The sequence below is a fragment of the Pseudomonas mandelii genome (assembly GCF_006438925.1).
Classification (GTDB): domain Bacteria; phylum Pseudomonadota; class Gammaproteobacteria; order Pseudomonadales; family Pseudomonadaceae; genus Aquipseudomonas; species Aquipseudomonas mandelii_C.
This window is the reverse complement of record NZ_RCZA01000003.1, coordinates 519,072-541,191: the sequence shown is the minus strand read 5'-3', so window position 1 is coordinate 541,191 and position 22,120 is coordinate 519,072. Positions and strand designations below refer to the sequence as shown.

Genomic DNA, 22,120 nt, shown 5'->3' with positions numbered 1-22,120 from the left:
ATCCTCGAGAAACGCCCCGACTGGTTCGGGGCGTTTTTTTTGCCCGAAAAATCTTCGGCGCCTGTGATGACCTCTTCGCGAGCAGGCTCGCTCCCACACTGGATCTGCATTGCTGACAGATTTTATGTCCGCCGAAGATCAAATGTGGGAGCGGGCTCGCTCGCGAAGGGGGCGGCACGGTCTGTCAGGAAAACTTCATCTGCGGCCCGGCAACTTTGGGTTGTATTCTTTTTGTAGCCATTTGTAGCAATAACCTTCATTCCCTCTTCGTTTACCGCTAGGCTGCGGACATCTGCAACGCCGCCAACCGCCATTCAAACAAGAGCCGGCCATGACTGATCTGTCCCCACACCCGGGCCCTGCAAGCGTTGCCGTCGCGGCACTGGACGGGCGTTTTTTTCGGCCTCCGTTGCCCGACGGCCATGTGCTGCGGCCTCGTCTGTGCGAGCGCCTGAGTGCGGGTCTCGGTGGCAGGTTGCTGCTGGTCAGCGCACCGGCGGGGTTTGGCAAGAGTTCGTTGGCGGTGGAGTTCTGTCAGGGCTTGCCGGCTCACTGGCAAAGTCTGTGGCTGGGGTTGAGTCCGCGAGACAGCGATCCCGGACGTTTTCTTGAGCGGTTGCTCGAGGGCCTCCAGGACTTTTTTCCGCAACTGGGCAGCCAGTCCCTGGGCCTGCTGAAAATGCGGCAGCGGCATCAACCGTTTGCTTTTGAAGAATGGCTGGACGGTTTGCTCGATGAGTTGGCCGTGCACCTGTCTGCGAGTACGCCTCTGCTGTTGGTGCTTGATGACTACCATCTGGCGCAGGGCCCGGTTCTCGATCGCTGCCTGCAATTTTTCCTCAATCACCTGCCTGACGGTTTGCTGGTCATGGTCACCAGTCGGCAGCGGCCGGACTGGCATCTGGCGCGCCTGCGGCTGTCGCGGCAACTGCTCGAGTTGAATGAACAGGACTTGCGCCTGACTCACGATGAAGCCTTGACCCTGCTTGATCGGCACAGCAGCTCATTGCGCGGCGAAGCGCTGGAGAGCCTCATCCAGCGCAGCGAAGGTTGGGTTGCCGGGCTGCGTTTCTGGCTGCTGGCGGCGTCTGAAGCGGGCTCCCAGGGTGCTTTGCCGCAGGCCTTGCATGGCGGGGAAGGGCTTATCCGCGATTATCTGCTGGAAGAAGTCATCGATTGTCTGCCCGCCGAGGTGCAGTCATTCCTTTACGACACAGCCCCTCAGGAACGCTTTTGCAGCGAACTGTGCGACGCCGTTCGCGAAGCCCATGACAGTGCCGAGATCCTGCGTTTTCTGCTGGCCCACCAGGTGTTCCTGGTGCCACTGGATGAAAACGGACACTGGTATCGCTACCACCATTTGTTTTCCGACCTGTTGCGCACCCGGCCTACGGCTCAGGCGATGGTCCCGGCGGCCAGCCTGCACCTGCGCGCCTGTCGCTGGTTCAATGCCCAGGGGCTGCTCGATGAAGCGGTGGAGCAGGCATTGCGCGCCGGGCACCTGGACGTCGCGGCGAACCTGGTGCAGAACCTGTCCGAAGAACAACTGCTGGCCGAACAGAACGTCGGCATGTTGCTGCGCTGGAAAATGGACTTGCCCGACAGCCTGCTGATCAGCACACCACGGCTGATCGTGCTGTACAGCTGGGCGTTGGGGCTCGCCTGTCAGCTGGACGCCGCCGAGGAGCTGGCCAGTCATTTGAGCCGCTTCCTGCCGGCCCCGTCCGCCACTGCGCAGAAATCCATGCTGGCGCAATGGCTGGCCCTGAGCGGGATCATCGCCCGCGGGCGCGGCAATCGCGAGCTGACGCTGCTCTATTGCACCGAAGCGCAGGAGAGCCTGCCCGCCAAACGCTACGGGCAGCGCCTGATGTGCCTCTCGACCCTGTCCAACCTGGCCATTGCCGACGGCGACTTGTGGCGTGCCCGCGGGTTGAACCGTGAATCTCTGGAGTTGGCGCAACGGGTCGACAACCCGCTGTTCGAAGCGCTGGCCCACTACGACCGCGCTCGCGTGCTGCAAGCACGAGGGGAAATCCTGCGTTCGCTGGATGAAGTGCGCCAGGGGCTGCAACGCCTGCAACGGTTATCCCCGCAACGGCTCTATGCAGTGCGCGCCCGACTGATTTTGTACGAAGGTTTTTTGCTAGCCCTGCGCTTGCAGCCCCAAGCCGCACGGGCACGCTTGCAAGCCGGCTTGAATGAAGCACGCGCCTGTCGTGATATCAGCGTATTGATCGGTCACTGCGTGATCGCCCGGCTTGAGGGCAGCAGCGGCGAATTCGCCAAAGCCTTCGCCGAACTCGCCGAAGCCGAGCGCCTGATGCACATCTGGGACGTGCCACCGATCTACTACCTGGCAATGATCACCCTGGTCAAATGCGAACTTTGGCTGTCTCAGGGGCGTACCGACCTGGCCGAAGCCTGGCTCGCTCGCTTGGGCCAGACCTACAACGGCGAACACGCGGCAGCCCCTCCGGAGTTCCATCCGCAACTGCCGCTGCATATCGAGTTGCAGCAGGCCTTGCTGGAGGTCATTCAAGGGCAGCCGATGCGGGCCGAAGGACGATTGAATGCGTTGCTAGAGCATGGGCAGCAAACCGGCAGGCAGCTGCTCAGCGTGATGGCATTGACGCAGAAAGTGACGTTATTGCTGGGGTGCGGACGCGAACCCGAAGCCCGCAAGGCCCTTGGTCAGGCGCTGGAAGCGGCGGCCGGTGGAGTACTGCAACCGTTCGACAGGTTGTTGGTGGAACATCCGGACTGGCTGCGTAACCAACTTCAACTCGGTGCGCCGACGCCCGTTTCACAGAGCCTTTCAGAACAACTTCCGACAGTGGCGGCCCGTCCCGCCGCGGAGTCATCCGCCGCGGCGGAACAACTCAGTACGCGGGAAATGGCTGTCTTGCGGCTGATCGCCCAGGGCTGCTCGAATCAGGAAATCAGCGATCAGCTGTTTATTTCGCTGCACACGGTGAAAACCCATGCCAGCCATATCAACAGCAAGCTTGGGGTGGAGCGGCGCACGCAGGCGGTGGCGCGGGCGATGGAGCTGGGCGTATTGGCCTAGCGTATTTTTTGATGTGCATGACCGCAAATGACTCGATGCAAATGTGTGCGAAAATTGCCCGTCCCCGTTTCTCGAGCATGCCCCGATGTCCCAGCAGGTCAACCTCATCCGCGAAACCTTCCCCGTCGGCCCGTTGCAGTGCAACTGCACGATCATCGGCGATCCGATCACCAAAAAGGCCATCGTGGTCGATCCGGGCGGTAATCACGAACTGATCCTCGCGCGGCTCGACGCACTGGGCCTGAAAGTGGTCAGCATCATTCACACCCACGCGCACCTCGATCACTTTCTTGCTTCCGGTCAGTTGAAGGAAAAAACCGGCGCAACCCTGCACCTGCATAAAGAAGATCAATTTCTGTGGGACAACCTGGAGATGCAGTGCCAGATGTTCGGCGTCCCTTACACGCCGGTGCCGCCGCCGGATCGCTGGTTGGCCGATGATGAAGAGCTGGCCTGCGGCTGCGGCGTGGCGTTGCACACACCGGGTCATACGCCGGGTTCCATGAGCTTTTGGTTTTCAGAGGCTAAGCTGCTGATTGCCGGCGATACGCTGTTCCGTCGCGGAGTAGGGCGCACGGATTTGTGGGGTGGCGATCAGGCGACCATCGTGCGGTCGATCAAGCAGCGGCTGTACACCCTCGACGAAGAGGCGACGGTGGTGACCGGGCATGGTCCGGACACACGTCTGGGCGATGAAATGCGCGAGAACCCTTTTGTGCGGGCTTAATTGTTACAGACGGAATTTTTGTCCGCCGAAACGATCCAACACCCGCGAAGGCTGATGCCTTGTCCGTTGCACCACAGAATGCAAAAAAGTAGGAGCTCTTCATGTTCACCAAGCAGCGTTTGATTATTGTCGCTACGGCTGTGGCCTTGCTGTCTGGCTGCGCCTCGCCTAACCCTTACGACAACCAGGGCCAGGCCGACGGTGGTTCCACGGGCATGAGCAAAACCGCTAAATACGGTGGCCTCGGCGCTCTGGCCGGTGCTTTGGCCGGTGCCGCCATCAGTCACGATAACCGTGGCAAGGGCGCGCTGATTGGCGCAGCGGTGGTGGGTGCTTCCGCTGCCGGTTACGGTTATTACGCCGACCAGCAAGAGAAAAAACTGCGGGCCAGCATGGCCAACACCGGGGTGGAAGTGCAGCGCCAGGGTGATCAGATCAAACTGATCATGCCGGGTAACATCACCTTCGCTACCGATTCGGCGAACATCGCGTCGGGTTTCTATCAGCCGTTGAATAATCTGGCGGGCTCGCTCAAGGAGTTCAGCCAGAACCAGATCGAGATCGTCGGCTACACCGACAGCACCGGCAGCCGCCAGCACAACATGGACCTGTCCCAGCGTCGGGCCCAGAGCGTGGCGACTTACCTGACTTCACAAGGTGTGAGCGGCACCAACTTGAGCGCCCGTGGCGCTGGGCCGGATAACCCGATTGCCAGCAACGGTGACGTCAATGGTCGGGCGCAGAACCGTCGGGTCGAGGTCAACCTGAAGGCGATTCCGGGTCAGCAGTATGGTGGCCAGCAGCCAGGCGAGGTTCAGTAGTATCCATAATCGTCTGACTGAACCCCAGGCGTAAAAAAGCCCGCCAGATTCTGAACAGATCGGCGGGCTTTTTTTTGTGTCGCCAGTTGTGGCCCCTTCGCGAGCAGGCTCGCTCCCACAGGGGGGGGGGCGCATTTCAACTGTGGGAGCGGGCTTGCTCGCGAAGAGGTCAGGACAGACACCGAAGATATTGGGTCAGCAACAAAAAAGCCCTCGAACAATCACTTGTCCGAGGGCTTTTTCATGTTGCGCGAAACCTGATTACTTCTTCAGGCCGTAATGCTCATCAAGCATGCCCGGCGCGTTCGGGGCTTTTGGGGCGTAGTCGCGTGGCGGCTCCTGATTGCGCGGCGGCGTCAGGCGTTCCCGTGGGGCGGCTGCTGCATCGGCGTGCAGCGAGGCCAGCAAGCGTTGACGAGTCTGCTCGTCCAGGGCCAGGCGGTTGGCACCCTCGGCGAGATGATCCTGCACTTCCTGATAGCTCTGAGTCAGTTTCTTGACCAGTGTTGCAGTGCTGTTGAAGTGGGTGACCACCTCGTTCTGATAACTGTCGAAACGTTCCTGAACGTCATCCAGCTGACGTTGCGTGCTGCTCGGCGCAGCATTCGGCACCAGGCGAGCGATCAGGAAACCAATGGCGACACCCACAACCAGGGCAAGAGTCGGCAACAACCAAACTAAGAGCGAGTGTTCCACGAGTCCTTCCTCTATAAACGGCTTTGCTTTACGTTAACGGCTCGAACCTGCGCTGTATACCGCGATTCACTCGCAATAGATTGGCACAGACAATTTGCTAGACGAGTCGACCCGATTCGAGGTCACGGAGTTCCTTCCTTGCTTATGCGCGAAACCCCTGTAGTGATTGATGGTCCGGTCGGCCAACTGGAAGCCCTCTACCTGGACAATGAGCAGCCACGCGGCATTGCGCTGATCTGCCATCCGAACCCGGTGCAGGGCGGCACCATGCTCAACAAAGTCGTCTCGACGTTGCAGCGTACTGCTCGCGATGCCGGTTTGATTACCTTGCGTTTCAATTACCGTGGCGTCGGTGCCAGCGAAGGCACCCACGATATGGGCACGGGCGAAGTCGACGATGCTCAAGCGGTCGCCCAATGGCTGCGGGCCAAACACCCAGACCTGCTGCTGACCCTGTTCGGTTTCTCCTTTGGCGGTTTTGTTGCAGCCAGTCTCGGCGGACGCCTGGAAGCCAAGGGCGAACAACTGAAGCATTTGTTCATGGTCGCGCCTGCGGTCATGCGCCTCGGTGATCAGGACCAGCTGCCGCAACACGGCGAGCTGACCCTGATCCAGCCGGAAACCGACGAAGTCATCGATCCGCAACTTGTCTACGACTGGTCCGAACAACTCCAGCGTCCCCATGAGCTGCTGAAAGTGGCAGAATGCGGACACTTTTTTCATGGCAAGCTGACCGATCTCAAGGATCTGATCCTGCCGCGTCTTTCGAATTGATTGCAGTCTGACAAGCGATTACCCATGACGACTCGTACCCGTATTCTCACCGGCATCACCACCACCGGCACGCCGCACCTGGGCAACTACGCCGGCGCCATCCGCCCGGCGATCATCGCCAGCCGTGACAGCAATGCCGATTCGTTCTACTTCCTGGCCGACTACCACGCCCTGATCAAATGCGATGACCCGCTGCGCATCCAGCGCTCGCGTCTGGAAATCGCCGCGACCTGGCTGGCCGGTGGCCTGGATGTGGACCGCGTAACCTTCTATCGCCAGTCCGACATCCCGGAAATCCCAGAGCTGACCTGGCTGCTGACCTGCGTTGCTGCCAAGGGCCTGCTCAACCGCGCCCACGCCTACAAGGCATCGGTGGACAAGAATGTCGAAACCGGCGAAGACCCGGACGCCGGCATCACCATGGGCTTGTACAGCTACCCGGTGCTGATGGCCGCAGACATTCTGATGTTCAACGCCCACAAGGTGCCGGTCGGTCGTGACCAGATCCAGCACGTGGAAATGGCCCGTGACATCGGTCAGCGCTTCAACCATCTGTTCGGTCAGGGCAAAGAATTCTTCACCATGCCCGAGGCGCTGATCGAAGAAAGCGTCGCCACGCTGCCAGGCCTCGACGGTCGCAAGATGTCGAAGAGCTACGACAACACCATTCCGTTGTTCAGCAGCGCCAAGGAAATGAAGGATGCGATTTCGCGGATCGTCACCGACTCCCGCGCCCCGGGTGAAGCCAAGGATCCGGACAATTCGCACCTGTTCACTTTGTTCCAGGCCTTCGCCACCCCGGCGCAGTCCGACGAGTTCCGCAGCGAACTGTTGCAGGGCCTGGGTTGGGGCGAGGCGAAGAATCGTCTGTTCCAGCTGCTGGACAACGAGTTGGGCGAGTCCCGCGAGCGCTATCACCAGCTGATCGAACGCCCGGCGGACCTGGAAGACATGCTGCAGCTCGGCGCCAAAAAGGCCCGTTCGGTGGCGACACCGTTCCTTCATGAACTGCGTGAAGCGGTTGGCCTGCGTTCTTTCGTCGCTCAGACCCAGGTCGCGACCACCACCAAGAAGAAAGCCGCGAAAGCCGCGCGTTTTGTCAGTTTCCGCGAAGAAGACAGCAGCTTCCGTTTCCGTCTGCTGGCGGCCGATGGCGAGCAGCTACTGTTGTCGCGCAACTTCGCCGACGGCAAAACCGCAGGTCAAGTGACCAAACAGTTGCAATCGGGGCAGCCGTTGGATGTGCGTAGTGAAGACCGGAGTTTCAGTGTATGGCTGGAAGGCGAGTGCGTGGCCGATAGCCCGACTTTTGCTGACAACGCCGCTCGCGACGTCGCCATCGACACCTTGCGGGTTGCTCTGACGCCGGTTCAGGAATAAATCAGCGGCTCGGCCCGACCAAGGGCCGATTGCCATTCCCACGGGCCGTCGCTACAGTGACGGCCCGTTTTTGTTGCCTTGCTAACGAATTATGACGCCCCTAGAACGATATCAAGCTGATCTGAAACGCCCGGAATTCTTCCATGACGCCGCGCAGGAAACTGCAGTGCGCCACTTGCAGCGCCTGTACGACGATCTGGTCGCGGCCTCGCACAGTAAACCGGGTCTGTTCGGCAAACTGTTTGGCAAGAAAGACGCGGCACCGGTCAAGGGTCTGTACTTCTGGGGTGGCGTCGGTCGCGGCAAGACCTATCTGGTCGACACCTTCTTCGAAGCGCTGCCGTTCAAGGAAAAGGTCCGCACTCACTTCCACCGCTTCATGAAGCGCGTGCACGAAGAGATGAAGACCCTGGGCGGCGAGAAAAACCCGCTGACCATCATCGCCAAGCGCTTCTCCGACGAAGCCCGGGTGATTTGTTTCGATGAGTTCTTCGTGTCCGACATCACCGACGCGATGATCCTCGGCACGCTGATGGAAGAGCTGTTCAAGAACGGCGTGACTCTGGTCGCGACCTCGAACATCGTGCCGGACGGTCTGTACAAGGACGGCCTGCAACGTGCGCGCTTCCTGCCTGCGATTGCGCTGATCAAGCAGAACACCGAGATCGTCAACGTCGACAGCGGCGTCGATTATCGTCTGCGTCACCTCGAACAAGCTGAACTGTTCCACTTCCCGCTCGACGCAGAGTCCCACGAAAGCCTGCGCAAGAGCTTCCGCGCGCTGACGCCGGAATGCACGGCAGCCATCGAGAACGATGTGCTGATGATCGAGAACCGCGAAATCCGTGCCTTGCGCACCTGTGATGACGTGGCCTGGTTCGACTTCCGCGAACTCTGCGACGGCCCGCGCAGCCAGAACGACTACATCGAACTGGGCAAAATCTTCCACGCCGTGTTGCTCAGCGGTGTCGAGCAAATGAGCGTCACCACCGACGACATCGCTCGACGCTTTATCAACATGGTCGACGAGTTCTACGACCGCAACGTGAAGCTGATCATTTCTGCTGAAGTCGAGCTCAAAGACCTCTACACCGGCGGTCGCCTGAACTTCGAGTTCCAGCGCACCTTGAGTCGTCTGCTGGAAATGCAGTCTCACGAATTCCTGTCCCGGGCGCATAAGCCGTAGGACATTTCGGAAAATAAAAAAGGCCTGCATTGCAGGCCTTTTTTGTGCGCGCTGTTAGGCTCACCACAACTCCTGTGGGAGCGAGCCTGCTCGCGAAAGCGGTAGTTCAGTCAACTTCAATGTTGAATGTCAGTCCCCGTTCGCGAGCAGGCTCGCTCCCACATTGGATTCGTGTCTAGCCCTTAAGCTGCCTGCTGGAACTGCTGCCGATACTGGTTCGGCGACAGTTCAGTGTGCTGACGGAACAGCCGAGCGAAGAAACTCGCATCGTCGTAACCGACTTCATAGCTGATGGTCTTGATGCTCTTGCGGCTGCCGGACAGCAGGCCCTTGGCGGTTTCGATGCGCAGTCGTTGCAGGTAATGCAGCGGTTTGTCGCCGGTGGCGGTCTGGAAACGCCGCATGAAGTTGCGGATGCTCATGCCGTGTTCGCGAGCCACGTCTTCGAAGCGGAATTTGTCGGCGAAGTGTTCTTCGAGCCAGTGCTGGATCTGCAGGATGATCACATCCTGGTGCAGCTTCTGACCGCCGAAACCGATTCGTCCTGGCGAGTAGCTGCGCTGCACTTCATAAAGAATGTCCCGCGCCACGGCCTGGGACACGTTGGCGCCGCAGAAGCGTTCGATCAGGTAAATGTAAAGGTCGCAGGCCGAGGTGGTGCCGCCAGCGCAGTACAGATTGTCGGCGTCGGTCAGGTGCTTGTCCTGATTGAGCTGAACCCGTGGGAAGCGTTCGGCAAACGCATTAAAGAAACGCCAGTAAGTGGTCGCTTCCTTGCCGTCGAGCAGCCCGGCCTCGGCCAGCCAGAACACCCCGGTGGCTTCGCCGCAGAGCACTGCACCGCGAGCATGTTGCTGACGCAGCCAGGGCAGGACCTGTGGGTAACGTTGGCAAAGGGTGTCGAAATCGTCCCAGAAGGCTGGAAGGACAATGATGTCGGCGTTTTCCAGGCCGCCATCCACTGGCATGATCACATCGCTGAAGCTGTTCACCGGTTTGCCGTCGGGGCTGACCAGGCGGGTTTCGAACGCTGGCGTCAGGCCTTGGCCCAGTTGTTTGCCGTAACGCAGGCTGGCCAGGTGGAAGAAATCCTTGGCTTGCATGAGGGTGGAAGCGAAAACCCGGTCGATGGCCAGGATGCTGACGCGCCGCAAGGGCGTGGAGACTTGGTTAGACATAATTCAACTTTATTCTTATAGGGGAAAGTGGTCACCAGACGGCTGGATCGTCTTATTTTTTGTCTGATGTGTCCAGTGTCCTGTGTCGGATGCGAGGCATATTCTCTGAGGGTCAATTCCGGCTAACAATAACGACAGGTGCCGCATGATCCCCAGAACCTTGTTCAGTTCCGAGCACGAACTTTTTCGCGACAGCGTGCGAACGTTCCTCGAAAAAGAGGCCGTGCCGCTCCATGGGCAATGGGAAAAACAAGGCTATATCGACCGCAAACTCTGGAACAAGGCAGGGGAGGCGGGGATGCTGTGTTCGCATCTGCCGGAAGAGTACGGCGGCCTGGGGGCGGACTTTCTCTACAGCGCGGTGGTGATCGAAGAGATCGGTCGTCTCGGTCTGACCGGTATCGGTTTTTCCCTGCATTCGGACATCGTCGCGCCTTACATCCTGCATTACGGTAGTGAAGCGCTGAAACACAAATACCTGCCGAAACTGGTGTCTGGCGAGATGGTCACGGCGATTGCGATGACCGAGCCGGGTGCCGGTTCCGACCTGCAAGGGGTGAAAACCACCGCGGTGCTTGATGGCGACGAGTATGTGATCAACGGTTCGAAGACGTTCATTACCAACGGCTTTCTCGCTGACCTGGTGATTGTCGTGGCCAAGACCGATCCGAAGGCTGGCGCGAAAGGCACCAGCCTGTTTCTGGTGGAAGCCGACACCCCAGGCTTCGCCAAGGGCAAACGCCTGGAAAAAGTCGGCATGAAGGCTCAGGACACCTCGGAACTGTTCTTCCAGGACGTTCGGGTGCCCAAGGAAAACCTGTTGGGGCAGGCCGGGATGGGCTTCGCGTACCTGATGCAGGAATTGCCGCAGGAGCGTCTTACCGTTGCCATCGGCGGGCTTGCTTCGGCTGAAGCTGCGTTGCAATGGACGCTGGATTACACCCGCGAGCGCAAGGCATTCGGCAAGGCGATCGCCGACTTCCAGAACACCCGTTTCAAACTGGCGGAGATGGCGACCGAGATTCAGATCGGTCGGGTCTTCGTCGATCGCTGTCTGGAACTGCACCTGCAAGGCAAGCTCGACGTGCCGACCGCGGCGATGGCCAAGTACTGGGGTACTGACCTGCAATGCAAGGTGCTCGACGAGTGCGTGCAGTTGCATGGCGGTTACGGTTTCATGTGGGAATACCCGATCGCCCGGGCGTGGGCGGATGCGCGGGTGCAGCGGATTTATGCGGGGACCAATGAAATCATGAAGGAGATTATTGCGCGGTCGCTGTAATGCCGTGTGATTGCTAGACCGCCTTCGCGAGCAGGCTCGCTCCCACAGGTAACAGTGATCTCCTGTGGGAGCGAGCCTGCTCGCGAATAGATCTAAAGATTGATCAAGGTGCCGGGTTCGGATGATCCTTGTGGATCGCCTCAATCCCTTCCAGCACTTCATCCGACAACTTCAAATCGAAGCTCGCTAAATTGCTTTCAAGCTGCTCCATAGTGGTCGCGCCAATGATGTTGCTGGTCACAAATGGCTGCTGAGTGACAAATGCCAACGCCATTTGCGCCGGATCCAGGCCGTGTTCACGCGCCAGAGCCACATAACGACTGCACGCTGCTTCCGACTGCGGGTTGAAATAGCGGCTGAAGCGGCTGTAGAGGCTCAGGCGACCTTTAGGCGGACGCGCGCCACCTTCGTACTTGCCCGACAGGAAACCGAACGCCAGCGGCGAATAGGCGAGCAACCCGCACTGTTCGCGGATAGCGATTTCCGCCAGACCGACTTCGAAGCTGCGATTGAGCAGGTTGTACGGGTTCTGGATCGACACGGCACGAGGCCAGCCCCGGGCTTCGGCCAGGGCGAGGAAGCGCATGGTGCCCCATGGCGTTTCATTGGACAGGCCGATGTGGCGGATCTTGCCGGCCTTTACCTGCTCGTCCAGGGCTTCGAGGGTGTCCTCCAGTGGCGTGAGGTTGGCTTCGGTCTGGTGTTTGTAACCGAGCTGGCCGAAGAAATTGGTGCTGCGCTCCGGCCAATGCAGCTGGTAGAGGTCGATGTAGTCGGTCTGCAAGCGCTTGAGGCTGGCGTCCACGGCTTCGGTGATGTGCTGACGGTTGTGTCGCAGGTTTTTGTCGCGGATGTAGTCGATGGTGTTGCCGGGGCCGGCGATCTTGCTGGCCAGGATCCAGTCGGCGCGATCACCGCGGCTTTTGAAGTAATTGCCGATGTAACGCTCGGTGGTGGCGTAGGTTTCGGCCTTGGGCGGCACCGGGTACATCTCGGCAGTATCGATGAAATTGATCCCGGCGCTCTTGGCCCGTTCAATTTGGGCGAAGGCTTCAGCCTCGCTGTTTTGCTCGCCCCAGGTCATGGTGCCGAGGCAGATTGCACTCACGTTCAGATTGGTTCGGCCTAGCTGGCGATAGTCCATCGGGTGCTCCTTGGGCAAAACAATCATAAAAGCAGGTTGAATTATTTTTCGCAATCTGCATAATTGCGCACCTCTTTCTGCAGTGGAAGTGATGCGCCGCCGCCGAAGAATCTTGCCGTTGAACGGACGCGCCGACCCGAGCCCCCGAAAGCGTCTGTATCCGGCTGCCTTTGACTTGTCAAAGTACGCACTATTCAGTAAGATCCGCCGTCTAATTTACAGGGCGGCCCCTGAGGCTATAAAGAATGAAAACTTTTACTGCTAAACCGGAAACAGTACAGCGCGACTGGTTTGTCGTCGACGCTGCAGGTCAGACCCTGGGTCGTCTGGCCACCGAAATCGCGAGCCGTCTGCGTGGCAAGCATAAAGCTGAGTACACTCCTCACGTTGACACCGGCGATTACATCGTCGTTATCAATGCCGAGCAGATTCGTGTAACCGGTGCTAAAACCACCGACAAAATCTACTACTCCCACTCCGGTTTCCCGGGCGGCATCAAGTCGATCAACTTCGAAAAGCTGATCGCTAAAGCCCCTGAGCGCGTGATCGAGACCGCGGTCAAAGGCATGCTGCCTAAGAACCCGCTGGGTCGCGACATGTATCGTAAGCTGAAAGTCTATGCGGGCGCTGTACACCCTCATACTGCTCAGCAGCCCCAAGAACTGAAGTTTTAACGGAATAGTTCATTATGTCGGCGACTCAAAATTACGGCACTGGCCGTCGCAAGACCGCAACCGCACGCGTTTTCCTGCGTCCGGGTACTGGTAACATCTCCATCAACAACCGCACCCTGGAAAATTTCTTCGGCCGCGAAACTGCCCGCATGGTAGTTCGTCAGCCGCTGGAACTGACTGAGACTGTCGAGAAATTCGACATCTACGTCACCGTGATCGGTGGTGGTGTAAGTGGTCAAGCTGGCGCAATCCGCCACGGTATCACTCGCGCACTGATGCAGTACGACGAAACCCTGCGTGGCGCTCTGCGCAAAGCTGGCTTCGTTACTCGCGATGCACGTGAAGTTGAACGTAAGAAAGTTGGTCTGCGTAAAGCGCGTAAGCGTCCGCAGTACTCGAAGCGTTAATTCGCTTTTACGTTCAAAAAGAACGCCCAGTTTCCTCGCGAAGCTGGGCGTTTTTTTATGGGCGCGATTTATCAAAGAATTGCTCTGTGACAACTTGCCACAGCCGTAGAAGCCCTATACTGCAAGGCTTGGCAGTGGAGCCCCTCGGTAATTACCTTGTCAGAATTGGGGCTTTTCATTACCATTCGGCAAAATTTTTATAAGTTCAGATTTTTACTTAGTAGACGCCTGATTTAACAGGCCACAAAGCTGATGGGAGAGGACTGAATGAGCAATGACGGCGTGAATGCAGGCCGGCGTCGCTTCTTGGTAGCAGCCACATCCGTGGTGGGTGCTGCAGGAGCGGTGGGGGCTGCGGTCCCGTTCGTGGGGTCATGGTTTCCCAGTGCCAAGGCGAAAGCCGCAGGTGCACCGGTGAAGGTGAATGTCAGCAAAATCGAGCCAGGCCAGCAGATGATTGCTGAGTGGCGCGGCCAGCCAGTATTCATTGTTCGCCGAACCGCGGAAATCCTGGGGAATCTGAAAAAGATCGAGGGCCAGTTGTCTGACCCGACCTCCAAGAACTCGACACAACCGACCTACGTCGATCCAGAAACGCGTTCGATCAAGCCAGAGGTCCTGCTGCTGATCGGTATCTGCACGCACCTGGGTTGCTCGCCGACCTTCCGCCCCGAAGTGGCACCTGCTGATCTGGGCAAGGACTGGGTAGGTGGTTATTTCTGCCCTTGCCACGGTTCCCACTACGATCTGGCTGGCCGCGTCTACAAGTCGCAACCTGCGCCTTTGAACCTGCCAGTTCCCCCGCATTCCTATGAGACCGATGACATCATTGTCGTTGGCGTCGATACGGAGAAAGCGTGATGAGCAAGTTCATGGATTGGGTTGATGCGCGCTTTCCCGCGACCAAAATGTGGGAAGACCATCTCAGCAAGTACTACGCCCCGAAGAACTTCAACTTCTTCTATTTCTTTGGTTCCCTCGCACTGCTCGTTCTGGTCAACCAGATCGTTACCGGTGTCTGGCTGACCATGAGCTACACCCCGTCGGCGGAAGAGGCGTTTGCTTCCGTCGAATACATCATGCGCGACGTCGAGTACGGCTCGATCCTGCGTCTGCTGCACTCCACCGGCGCCTCGGCGTTCTTCATCGTGGTCTATCTGCACATGTTCCGTGGCTTGCTCTACGGTTCGTACCAGAAGCCGCGTGAGCTGGTGTGGGTCTTCGGCATGCTGATCTATCTGGCGCTGATGGCTGAAGCCTTCATGGGTTACCTGCTGCCGTGGGGCCAGATGTCCTACTGGGGTGCCCAGGTGATCATCTCGCTGTTCGGTGCGATCCCGGTCATCGGCAACGACCTGACTCAGTGGATCCGTGGTGACTACCTGATTTCCGGTATCACCCTGAACCGCTTCTTCGCCCTGCACGTTGTTGCCTTGCCGATCGTGATCCTCGGTCTGGTGGTGCTGCACGTTCTGGCGCTGCACGAAGTCGGTTCGAACAACCCGGACGGCGTGGACATCAAGAAATTCAAAGACGAAAACGGCGTACCGCTGGACGGCATTGCCTTCCACCCGTACTACACCGTGAAAGATATCGTCGGCGTGGTGGTGTTCCTGTTCATCTTCTGTTCGATCGTGTTCTTCTTCCCGGAAATGGGTGGTTATTTCCTCGAGAAGCCGAACTTTGAAGTGGCGAACGCCTTCAAGACGCCAGAGCACATTGCTCCAGTTTGGTACTTCACGCCGTTCTACGCGATTCTGCGGGCGATTCCAGACAAGCTCCTGGGCGTTATCGCCATGGGTGCGGCCATCGCTGTGCTATTCGTCCTGCCATGGCTCGATCGTAGTCCGGTCAAGTCGATGCGCTACAAAGGATGGATGAGCAAGATCTGGCTCTGGGTGTTCTGCATCTCGTTCGTGATCCTGGGCGTGCTGGGCGTACTGGCCCCAACCCCTGAGCGGACGTTGCTGTCGCAGATATGTACCTTCCTGTACTTCGCCTACTTCATTCTGATGCCGTTCTACACCAGGCTCGAGAAGACCAAACCGGTTCCGGAAAGGGTGACTGGCTGATGAAAAAGCTATTTGCTGTACTGATTCTTGCTGCTTTGCCTGTGCTGTCCTTCGCGGCCGAACATGGTGGTCCTGAGCTCGAAAAGGTCAACATCGACGTTTCCGACAAGGCTGCCATGCAGGATGGCGCGCGTACATTCGCCAACTACTGCATGGGCTGTCACAGCGCCAAGTTCCAGCGTTACGAGCGTGTTGCCGATGACTTGGGCATTCCGCACGACCTGATGCTCTCGAAGCTGATGTTCACCGGCGCCAAGATCGGCGACCACATGAGCATCGGCATGCAGCCGGCTGACGCCAAGACCTGGTTCGGTGCGGCGCCGCCCGACCTGACCCTGGTCGCCCGCGTTCGTGGCACTGACTGGCTCTACGGTTACCTGAAATCTTTCTACGAAGACCCGTCGCGTCCTTGGGGCGTGAACAACAAGGTATTCCCGAACGTCGGGATGCCTAACGTTCTGGTCGGCCTGCAGGGTCGTCAGGTGGTAGGCTGTAAACAAGTTCAAATCGTCGAAGACGGCAAGAAGCAATACGATCCGCTGACCGGCACGGCTTTGACGCATGAAGCCTGCGACCAGCTGACCATACTGCCGAAAACCGGCACGCTGAACGAAGAGCAGTTCGACGAGAAGGTCAAGAATCTGGTGACCTTCCTGGCCTACTCGGCCAACCCGGTGAAGCTGCAGCATCAGCGCATCGGTACCTATGTGTTGCTGTACCTGGCGTTCTTCTTCGTATTCGCATACTTGCTCAAACGTGAATACTGGAAAGACGTCCATTGATAATGCTGTAAAATTGCTGTCAATCGCGCGCGCCCAAGGGCGTCTCTGAAGGTGTAACGAGCCTGGTGATCCAGGCGTTACGGGAGGCGCCCTCTGGGCGCGTGCGTTTTTCCGTTTCCGATAATTTCAACAAGCGAGGAGGACCGCCATGGGCGTGACCAATCGGTTGGCCTGTTACTCCGACCCCGCCGACCACTATTCCCACCGAGTGCGTATCGTACTTGCAGAGAAGGGTGTCAGCGCCGAGATCATTTACGTGGAAGCTGGTCGCCAGCCGCCTAAACTGATTGAGGTGAACCCTTACGGAAGTCTGCCCACCCTGGTCGATCGTGACCTGGCGTTGTGGGAGTCGACCGTGGTGATGGAATATCTGGATGAGCGTTACCCGCACCCGCCTCTACTGCCGGTTTATCCAGTGGCGCGTGCCAACAGCCGTCTGCTGATTCATCGTATTCAGCGTGACTGGTGTGGCCTGGTGGATCTGATTCTGGATTCCCGGTCCAAGGAAGCAGCCCGTGTCGTGGCTCGTAAGGAGCTGCGCGAAAGCCTGACTGGCGTGTCGCCGTTGTTCGCCGACAAGCCGTTTTTCCTCAGTGAGGAACAAAGTCTGGTGGATTGCTGCCTATTGCCAATACTCTGGCGATTGCCGATTTTGGGTATTGAACTGCCGCGGCCTGCCAAGCCGCTGCTTGATTACATGGAGCGCTCGTTTGCGCGTGAGGCTTTCCAGGCGAGTCTGTCTGGTGTCGAACGCGATATGCGCTAAGGCTTAAGGAGCCGCTATGAACTCCAGTCGACCTTATCTGGTCCGCGCGCTCTACGAGTGGATTGTGGACAACGATTGCACCCCGCACATGCTGGTCAACTCCGAGTATCCGTCGGTGCAGGTGCCTCAGGGTTTTGCCAGTGACGGACAGATTGTCCTGAACGTATCGCCGGCAGCTGTGCGTCATCTGCACATGGACAACGAAGCGGTCAGCTTCGAAGGGCGCTTCGGTGGCGTGCCGCACACCCTGTACGTGCCTATCGCATCGATCCTGGGCATTTACGCCCGGGAGAACGGTCAGGGCATGGTGTTCGATCTGGAATCGCCTATGGAAGACGAGGAAGAGATCGAGCCGGATGACGATATTCCGCCACCCGACAGTGAGCCGCCGCGTCCCAGCGGTCGACCCAGTTTGAAAGTGGTGAAGTAATAAAAAAGGCGATCCGGATGGATCGCCTTTTTTATTACGTAGGAGCTGCCGAAGGCTGCGATCTTTTGATGTTGCTTTTAAAGATCAAAAGATCGCAGCCTCGTTTCACTCGGCAGCTCCTACAGGTCGATGGCGATCCAAGGATGCCACCAGTAAGCAAGTATCAGTCGATGTACTCAAACAGCTTCACGATTTTCTGCACGCCGGAAACGCCCTGCACCAAATTGGTGGCTTGGGTAGCTTCCTGCTTGGTCAGCAGGCCCAGCAGGTAGACGATACCGTTCTCGGTGACGACCTTGATGCGCGAGCCCGGAATGTTCGGGTCGGTGAGCATCTGGGTCTTGATCTTGGAGGTCAGCCAGGTGTCGTTCTGGCGGGCAAGGAAGCCGGAAGGTGGCAGGACTTGCAGTTCGTTGTGGACTGTCTTCACGCGCTGAACAGCCGCAGCAGCCTGTTCGGCCTTGGCCTTGAGGTCTGCGCGCGGGGTTTGCCCGGCAAGCAGCACGACGCCATTGAAGCTGGTGACGACGATGTGCGAGTCGTTATCCAGGGCTGGATCGGCCTTGGCAATGTTCACGCCGACCTTGGTGTCGATCAGAGAGTCGTCGATCTTACTGCCGAAGGTGCGGGTGCCGCGGTCATCTTCAATCGGTGCTTCACGGCTGGCGTTAACCACCGAGGTGCAGCCGCTGATGCCGAGGCACAGGGTCAAGGCCAGAAGGCCTAGGCGATTAGGGGTCATTCTTCACTCCCGAACAGTTGGCTGTCGATCAAATCGCAAAGGCAATGGATCGTCAGCAGGTGGACTTCCTGAATACGTGCGGTGACGTTGGCCGGTACGCGAATCTCGACGTCCTCGGGCAATAGCAACGACGCCATGCCGCCGCCATCGCGACCGGTCAATGCTACGACAATCATTTCGCGATCATGTGCGGCCTGGATCGCTTGAATAATGTTCGCCGAGTTGCCGCTGGTGGAAATCGCCAGCAATACGTCACCCGGCTGGCCGAGGGCGCGAATCTGTTTGGAGAAGATTTCGTTGTAGCTGTAGTCGTTGGCGATCGAGGTGATCGTCGAGCTGTCGGTGGTCAGCGCAATCGCTGGCAGGCTTGGACGTTCGCGCTCGAAACGGTTGAGCAGCTCGGACGAGAAGTGCTGGGCATCACCGGCAGAGCCGCCGTTGCCGCAGGACAGCATTTTGCCTTCGTTGAGCAGGGCGTTGACCATCACCTGGCTGGCTTGCTCGATGTGCGGTGCAAGTACGTCCATCGCCATTTGCTTGGTATCGATACTGGCCTGAAAAAGCTGGCGAATTCGGGATTGCATGTCCATCTGTGTGACCTTAATTAGCGCGGCTACTCGGCACATGAATGTGCAGCCCGCAAAGCAAAGAGCAAAAGTGTTGGGTGAAAGTGTCCGGTTCGGGGCGCACGCGATCAGCTGTCGAAGGCATTCTGCAACCAGTTCAACTGATCGAGGTTGCTGTCGATGGCAACCACGTCGAAACGGCAAGGGGAATTGGCCCAACGCGACTCGCGCTGAAGAAAATACTGCGCGGCAACTATCAGTTTCTGCCGTTTGCGCTCATCGATGCTACCGAGCGCGCCACCCCATTGAGTGTTTTTTCTGTAGCGGACTTCAACGAATACTACTGTATCGCCATCAAGCATGACCAGATCAAGCTCGCCGCGTTTACACAACCAGTTCTGCGCCAGCAGGCGCAGACCCTGTTGTTGAAGATGCTCGAGCGCATGGCGCTCGGCATCTTTACCGCTTTGCTGGCGTGATCTGTCGGGCATCAGCGCGGGGTGTCCGGCAGGCGTTGAACCTGACCGCTGACGAACTGTGCCCACGGCAACTGGCGGACCACACGTTGGTTCTGAGTCATGCCCAGGCTGCCCGATTGACCTTCGATGCGGCTGTCCGGCAGAGCCTTGAGTTGCCCCAGGCGTGGTGCCAGGCGATAGGCATCAACACCCATCGCGTACAGACGGCCCAGGCTGCCAGCAGCTTGCGGCCACTGAGCGGTCACTTGTTTGCGCAGTGGATCGTTGGCCTCCAGCAACCATGGGGTTTCGCAGAAGCGAATGCCGTTCATGTCGTTGTACTGGTTCACATCGCCGCTGGCGCTGAACACGTGGGAGGTGGCATAAACCGGCACGTCGCCGGCGTACTGGAAGTTCAGGGTCGGCTTGATCTGCTGGGCTTGCTGAGGCGTTGCAGCCAGGAAGATGAACTCGATGTCCTGACGACGCGAAGGCTGGGCGGCTACCTGTCCGCCAACGGTGCTTTGCAGGCTCTTGGCGCGACCTTCACTCTGACGCAGCTGGAACATGTCGGCAATCTGCTGGGCCAGTTGGACCGGTTGGTCGACGCGTTCGGTGGCGACGATGCTGCCACCGTTAGCCTGCCAATCCTGGCTGAATGCTCTCAAGACGCGATCGCCCCATTCGCCTTTCGGCACCATGATGGCTGCGCGATGCAGGCCATCGGCGCGAGCGCGGCGGGACACTTCGCGAGCTTCGTCTTCAGCGGCAAGGCCGAACTGGAACAGTTGGGCCGGACCTTGTTCGCCTTCGCTGTAATTCAGCGCCAGGGTAGTGATCGGCAGTTGCGGGCGAGCACTGAGCTGTTTGACCAGCGGTTTTTCCAGCGGACCGACGACCAGTTGCACGCCATCGGCCTGCGCCTTGCGGTAGAACTCGTCCATCGAGGTCAGTTTCGAGCTGTCATAGAACTCGATGGCTGGCGGCTTCTGCCCGGCTTGTTGGGCCTGGTAGTGAGCAGCCATGAAACCTTCGCGCAGTGCTTTTCCGACCGACGCCAGCGGGCCGTCTTGTGGCAGCAGCAGGGCGATTTTGCTCAGGGGCTGGCTGGCCAGTTCCTTGAGCTTGGTCAGTGGCAGCGGCAATTGAATGGCGGCCGGGTGCTTTGGATTCTGTGCGCGCCAGTTGTCGATCGCGGCTTGCTGCTGTTCCAGGGTGCCGGCAGTTTTCACCGCCTGTGCCAGGCCCATCCAGCCGCCGAGGTCATCGGAGGTATTTGGCTGCAACTGGTCGGTCGGCAGCGAGGCGATCAGGGTCCAAATCGCTTCGTGGTTTTTGCTCGCGGCTTCACCTTCAAGCATTGGCGCGATGAAGATACGCTCCCGTGCGGCGGCCAGCGTCTGGCCATCGGCTTCAAGGGCGCGGGCATGAACAGTGCCGGTGCGAACCTGTTGCTCAACCGGCAGTTCACTCAGGCGTTGCAGGCTCGGATGACTCAAGGCTGTCAGCGCCGCTTTGGGCTGATTGCGAACCATGGCCAGTTCAGCCGCCAGGGTACTGGCGAAAACCTGTTGGCCAGGCTTGAGTGTTTCGACTGGGACTTGTTGCAGTATTTGCGCGGACTGGCCGGCGTTCCCCTGACGATAGGCCAGATCCGCCGCGCTCAGGCGCAACAGGGAGGCTTTTTCCGGGTCTTTGCTTTGAGCGGCCTGTGCGAGCAACTGCTCGATACTGGCATCCGGGGTCCGTGGAAGTTCGCCAAGGCTGGAGGAGGGCGAGCTGGCGCAAGCCGCCAGCAAGGCAGCAAGGCAGAGGGCAGTGAACAGCCGCAGGCAAGCGATCATGTAGTGTTCCTGATACTCGATCAAATTAGCGTGGAATTGTACCCAAGCACTGGCCGGGGCGCGATGTTACTGGTGTGAATCGATCAATTTAGCTCGTGCAAATGTTGCGGCACTGCACAAAAGGCTGCAAAACCGAGGGTTGCTTGCGCGTATCGCGAACGTCACGACGCGCTACAATGGCGGCTTTTACCGATCATGAGGTGTGCGCTTTGACTGCTCCAGGTGCTTTGAATTCCGCTGCTGGCTCGCTTTATGTGGTGGCGACGCCCATCGGCAACCTGGACGACATCAGTGCGCGTGCGCTGAAGATCCTGCGCGAGGTCGCCCTGATCGCCGCCGAAGATACCCGTCACTCCCAGCGATTGATGCAGCATTTCGGCATTCCTACACCGCTGGCGGCCTGTCATGAACACAATGAGCGGGATGAAGGTAGCCGTTTTATCACCCGCTTGCTTGCTGGCGACGATGTGGCGCTGATTTCAGATGCCGGCACGCCGTTGATTTCCGATCCTGGTTATCACCTCGTGCGTCAGGCTCGTGCTGCGGGTATCAATGTGGTGCCGGTTCCGGGCGCCTGCGCGTTGATCGCAGCGTTGTCGGCGGCGGGGTTGCCGTCGGACCGTTTCATCTTCGAAGGCTTCCTGCCGGCTAAGGCTGTCGGTCGGCGCGCCCGTCTTGAGTTGGTAAAGGAAGAACCGCGCACGCTGATTTTTTATGAAGCCCCGCACCGGATCCTTGAGTGCCTTCAAGACATGGAGTTGGTGTTTGGTGGTGAACGCCCAGCGTTGCTGGCGCGCGAGCTGACCAAGACTTTCGAAACTCTTAAAGGCTTGCCACTGGCTGAGTTGCGCGAGTTCGTCGAGTCAGACAGTAATCAGCAGCGCGGCGAGTGCGTGGTGTTGGTGGCAGGTTGGTCTGCCCCCGAGACCGAGGACGCCGTCAGCAGTGAAGCGATGCGCATTCTGAATCTATTGCTTGAAGAAATGCCGCTCAAGCGAGCCGCAGCGTTGGCGGCGCAAATTACCGGCGAGCGCAAGAATGTGCTCTATCAGGTCGCGCTGGATAAACAGAAGGGCGAGTAAAAACCGACGTGCAGGCGTAGCCCAAGGCGTTTAGCGCTT

At 58.7% G+C, this 22,120-nt stretch carries 22 protein-coding genes; 15 read left to right on the top strand and 7 right to left on the bottom strand.

Annotation, left to right across the window (positions count from 1 at the left end; translation table 11 throughout):
• Positions 1-331: 331 nt before the first annotated feature.
• From EAH74_RS09600 to EAH74_RS09590, 3 genes are all read left to right on the top strand, one after another.
• Positions 332-3,070: a LuxR C-terminal-related transcriptional regulator gene (locus tag EAH74_RS09600; protein ID WP_140677862.1), complete on the top strand. Its 2,739-nt coding sequence runs from the start codon at positions 332-334 to the stop codon at positions 3,068-3,070.
• 85 nt (positions 3,071-3,155) lie between these two features.
• Positions 3,156-3,797, top strand: a complete 642-nt coding sequence (locus EAH74_RS09595) for an MBL fold metallo-hydrolase (protein WP_123365669.1) — start codon at positions 3,156-3,158, stop codon at positions 3,795-3,797.
• Positions 3,798-3,898: 101 nt separating this feature from the next.
• Positions 3,899-4,618, top strand: coding sequence for an OmpA family protein (locus tag EAH74_RS09590; protein WP_140677860.1), 720 nt, complete (start codon positions 3,899-3,901; stop codon positions 4,616-4,618).
• 261 nt (positions 4,619-4,879) lie between these two features.
• On the opposite strand, the gene EAH74_RS09585 is transcribed toward EAH74_RS09590, so the two are convergent.
• Positions 4,880-5,314: a YhcB family protein gene (locus EAH74_RS09585; protein WP_123365671.1), complete on the bottom strand. Its 435-nt coding sequence runs from the start codon at positions 5,312-5,314 to the stop codon at positions 4,880-4,882.
• Positions 5,315-5,458: 144 nt separating this feature from the next.
• On the opposite strand from EAH74_RS09585, the gene EAH74_RS09580 reads away from it, so the two are divergent.
• From EAH74_RS09580 to zapE, 3 genes are all read left to right on the top strand, one after another.
• Positions 5,459-6,088 carry an alpha/beta hydrolase gene (locus tag EAH74_RS09580; protein WP_140677858.1) on the top strand — a complete coding sequence of 210 codons (630 nt, stop codon included), beginning with the start codon at positions 5,459-5,461 and terminating at the stop codon, positions 6,086-6,088.
• A gap of 24 nt (positions 6,089-6,112) precedes the next feature.
• Positions 6,113-7,468 carry a tryptophan--tRNA ligase gene (locus tag EAH74_RS09575; protein WP_140677856.1) on the top strand — a complete coding sequence of 452 codons (1,356 nt, stop codon included), beginning with the start codon at positions 6,113-6,115 and terminating at the stop codon, positions 7,466-7,468.
• Between the two features lie 91 nt (positions 7,469-7,559).
• Positions 7,560-8,654, top strand: a complete 1,095-nt coding sequence (gene zapE / locus EAH74_RS09570) for a cell division protein ZapE (protein WP_123365674.1) — start codon at positions 7,560-7,562, stop codon at positions 8,652-8,654.
• A gap of 182 nt (positions 8,655-8,836) precedes the next feature.
• On the opposite strand, the gene EAH74_RS09565 is transcribed toward zapE, so the two are convergent.
• Complete coding sequence (locus EAH74_RS09565) at positions 8,837-9,733, bottom strand: GlxA family transcriptional regulator (RefSeq protein WP_173860460.1); 897 nt, start codon at positions 9,731-9,733, stop codon at positions 8,837-8,839.
• Between the two features lie 244 nt (positions 9,734-9,977).
• Between EAH74_RS09565 and EAH74_RS09560 the strand changes: the two genes are divergently transcribed.
• A complete protein-coding gene (locus EAH74_RS09560; RefSeq protein ID WP_123365675.1) occupies positions 9,978-11,114 on the top strand; it encodes an acyl-CoA dehydrogenase family protein in 1,137 nt (378 codons plus the stop codon).
• Positions 11,115-11,217: 103 nt separating this feature from the next.
• Here the strand turns inward: EAH74_RS09560 and EAH74_RS09555 are convergent, their stop codons facing one another.
• Positions 11,218-12,258, bottom strand: coding sequence for an NADP(H)-dependent aldo-keto reductase (locus EAH74_RS09555; protein WP_140677854.1), 1,041 nt, complete (start codon positions 12,256-12,258; stop codon positions 11,218-11,220).
• Positions 12,259-12,503: 245 nt separating this feature from the next.
• Between EAH74_RS09555 and rplM the strand changes: the two genes are divergently transcribed.
• From rplM to EAH74_RS09520, 7 genes are all read left to right on the top strand, one after another.
• The gene (gene rplM, locus EAH74_RS09550) at positions 12,504-12,932 is read left to right on the top strand and encodes a 50S ribosomal protein L13 (protein ID WP_007905295.1); all 429 of its coding nucleotides are present in this window, start codon (positions 12,504-12,506) and stop codon (positions 12,930-12,932) included.
• A gap of 14 nt (positions 12,933-12,946) precedes the next feature.
• Positions 12,947-13,339, top strand: coding sequence for a 30S ribosomal protein S9 (gene rpsI, locus EAH74_RS09545; RefSeq protein ID WP_003216038.1), 393 nt, complete (start codon positions 12,947-12,949; stop codon positions 13,337-13,339).
• Between the two features lie 267 nt (positions 13,340-13,606).
• A complete protein-coding gene (gene petA / locus EAH74_RS09540) occupies positions 13,607-14,200 on the top strand; it encodes a ubiquinol-cytochrome c reductase iron-sulfur subunit (protein ID WP_123365677.1) in 594 nt (197 codons plus the stop codon).
• On the top strand, positions 14,200-15,411 hold the full coding sequence (locus EAH74_RS09535; RefSeq protein ID WP_140677852.1) for a cytochrome b: 1,212 nt from the start codon (positions 14,200-14,202) through the stop codon (positions 15,409-15,411). Before petA ends, EAH74_RS09535 begins: the two co-directional genes overlap by 1 nt.
• A complete protein-coding gene (locus tag EAH74_RS09530; RefSeq protein ID WP_123365678.1) occupies positions 15,411-16,193 on the top strand; it encodes a cytochrome c1 in 783 nt (260 codons plus the stop codon). The genes EAH74_RS09535 and EAH74_RS09530 overlap by 1 nt, the downstream gene beginning before the upstream one ends.
• Positions 16,194-16,341: 148 nt before the next feature.
• Positions 16,342-16,959 carry a glutathione S-transferase N-terminal domain-containing protein gene (locus EAH74_RS09525; protein ID WP_008155978.1) on the top strand — a complete coding sequence of 206 codons (618 nt, stop codon included), beginning with the start codon at positions 16,342-16,344 and terminating at the stop codon, positions 16,957-16,959.
• 16 nt (positions 16,960-16,975) lie between these two features.
• On the top strand, positions 16,976-17,389 hold the full coding sequence (locus tag EAH74_RS09520) for a ClpXP protease specificity-enhancing factor (protein ID WP_008155980.1): 414 nt from the start codon (positions 16,976-16,978) through the stop codon (positions 17,387-17,389).
• Positions 17,390-17,552: 163 nt separating this feature from the next.
• On the opposite strand, the gene EAH74_RS09515 is transcribed toward EAH74_RS09520, so the two are convergent.
• The 4 genes from EAH74_RS09515 to EAH74_RS09500 form a co-directional block, all read right to left on the bottom strand.
• The gene (locus EAH74_RS09515) at positions 17,553-18,131 is read right to left on the bottom strand and encodes a BON domain-containing protein (RefSeq protein ID WP_056740902.1); all 579 of its coding nucleotides are present in this window, start codon (positions 18,129-18,131) and stop codon (positions 17,553-17,555) included.
• On the bottom strand, positions 18,128-18,721 hold the full coding sequence (locus tag EAH74_RS09510; protein ID WP_123365680.1) for a phosphoheptose isomerase: 594 nt from the start codon (positions 18,719-18,721) through the stop codon (positions 18,128-18,130). The genes EAH74_RS09515 and EAH74_RS09510 overlap by 4 nt, the downstream gene beginning before the upstream one ends.
• Before the next feature lie 104 nt (positions 18,722-18,825).
• Positions 18,826-19,188 carry a YraN family protein gene (locus EAH74_RS09505; protein ID WP_140677850.1) on the bottom strand — a complete coding sequence of 121 codons (363 nt, stop codon included), beginning with the start codon at positions 19,186-19,188 and terminating at the stop codon, positions 18,826-18,828.
• Positions 19,188-20,999, bottom strand: coding sequence for a penicillin-binding protein activator (locus EAH74_RS09500; RefSeq protein WP_140677848.1), 1,812 nt, complete (start codon positions 20,997-20,999; stop codon positions 19,188-19,190). Before EAH74_RS09500 ends, EAH74_RS09505 begins: the two co-directional genes overlap by 1 nt.
• A gap of 176 nt (positions 21,000-21,175) precedes the next feature.
• Here EAH74_RS09500 and rsmI point away from each other — a divergent pair, with 176 nt between their 5' ends.
• Positions 21,176-22,081, top strand: coding sequence for a 16S rRNA (cytidine(1402)-2'-O)-methyltransferase (rsmI, locus tag EAH74_RS09495; RefSeq protein ID WP_161990822.1), 906 nt, complete (start codon positions 21,176-21,178; stop codon positions 22,079-22,081).
• Positions 22,082-22,120: the final 39 nt, after the last annotated feature.

Bases quoted from the DNA above. Each gene is read 5' to 3' on its own strand.
- rsmI (WP_161990822.1), top strand. From the start codon at position 21,176: ATGGCGGCTTTTACCGATCATGAGGTGTGCGCTTTGACTGCTCCAGGT.
- EAH74_RS09505 (WP_140677850.1), bottom strand. From the start codon at position 19,188: ATGCCCGACAGATCACGCCAGCAAAGCGGTAAAGATGCCGAGCGCCAT.
- EAH74_RS09595 (WP_123365669.1), top strand. From the start codon at position 3,156: ATGTCCCAGCAGGTCAACCTCATCCGCGAAACCTTCCCCGTCGGCCCG.
- EAH74_RS09555 (WP_140677854.1), bottom strand. From the start codon at position 12,258: ATGGACTATCGCCAGCTAGGCCGAACCAATCTGAACGTGAGTGCAATC.
- EAH74_RS09560 (WP_123365675.1), top strand. From the start codon at position 9,978: ATGATCCCCAGAACCTTGTTCAGTTCCGAGCACGAACTTTTTCGCGAC.
- EAH74_RS09520 (WP_008155980.1), top strand. From the start codon at position 16,976: ATGAACTCCAGTCGACCTTATCTGGTCCGCGCGCTCTACGAGTGGATT.
- rpsI (WP_003216038.1), top strand. From the start codon at position 12,947: ATGTCGGCGACTCAAAATTACGGCACTGGCCGTCGCAAGACCGCAACC.
- EAH74_RS09580 (WP_140677858.1), top strand. From the start codon at position 5,459: ATGCGCGAAACCCCTGTAGTGATTGATGGTCCGGTCGGCCAACTGGAA.
- EAH74_RS09590 (WP_140677860.1), top strand. From the start codon at position 3,899: ATGTTCACCAAGCAGCGTTTGATTATTGTCGCTACGGCTGTGGCCTTG.
- EAH74_RS09515 (WP_056740902.1), bottom strand. From the start codon at position 18,131: ATGACCCCTAATCGCCTAGGCCTTCTGGCCTTGACCCTGTGCCTCGGC.
- EAH74_RS09535 (WP_140677852.1), top strand. From the start codon at position 14,200: ATGAGCAAGTTCATGGATTGGGTTGATGCGCGCTTTCCCGCGACCAAA.
- EAH74_RS09600 (WP_140677862.1), top strand. From the start codon at position 332: ATGACTGATCTGTCCCCACACCCGGGCCCTGCAAGCGTTGCCGTCGCG.
- zapE (WP_123365674.1), top strand. From the start codon at position 7,560: ATGACGCCCCTAGAACGATATCAAGCTGATCTGAAACGCCCGGAATTC.
- EAH74_RS09530 (WP_123365678.1), top strand. From the start codon at position 15,411: ATGAAAAAGCTATTTGCTGTACTGATTCTTGCTGCTTTGCCTGTGCTG.
- EAH74_RS09500 (WP_140677848.1), bottom strand. From the start codon at position 20,999: ATGATCGCTTGCCTGCGGCTGTTCACTGCCCTCTGCCTTGCTGCCTTG.
- EAH74_RS09575 (WP_140677856.1), top strand. From the start codon at position 6,113: ATGACGACTCGTACCCGTATTCTCACCGGCATCACCACCACCGGCACG.
- petA (WP_123365677.1), top strand. From the start codon at position 13,607: ATGAGCAATGACGGCGTGAATGCAGGCCGGCGTCGCTTCTTGGTAGCA.
- rplM (WP_007905295.1), top strand. From the start codon at position 12,504: ATGAAAACTTTTACTGCTAAACCGGAAACAGTACAGCGCGACTGGTTT.
- EAH74_RS09525 (WP_008155978.1), top strand. From the start codon at position 16,342: ATGGGCGTGACCAATCGGTTGGCCTGTTACTCCGACCCCGCCGACCAC.
- EAH74_RS09510 (WP_123365680.1), bottom strand. From the start codon at position 18,721: ATGGACATGCAATCCCGAATTCGCCAGCTTTTTCAGGCCAGTATCGAT.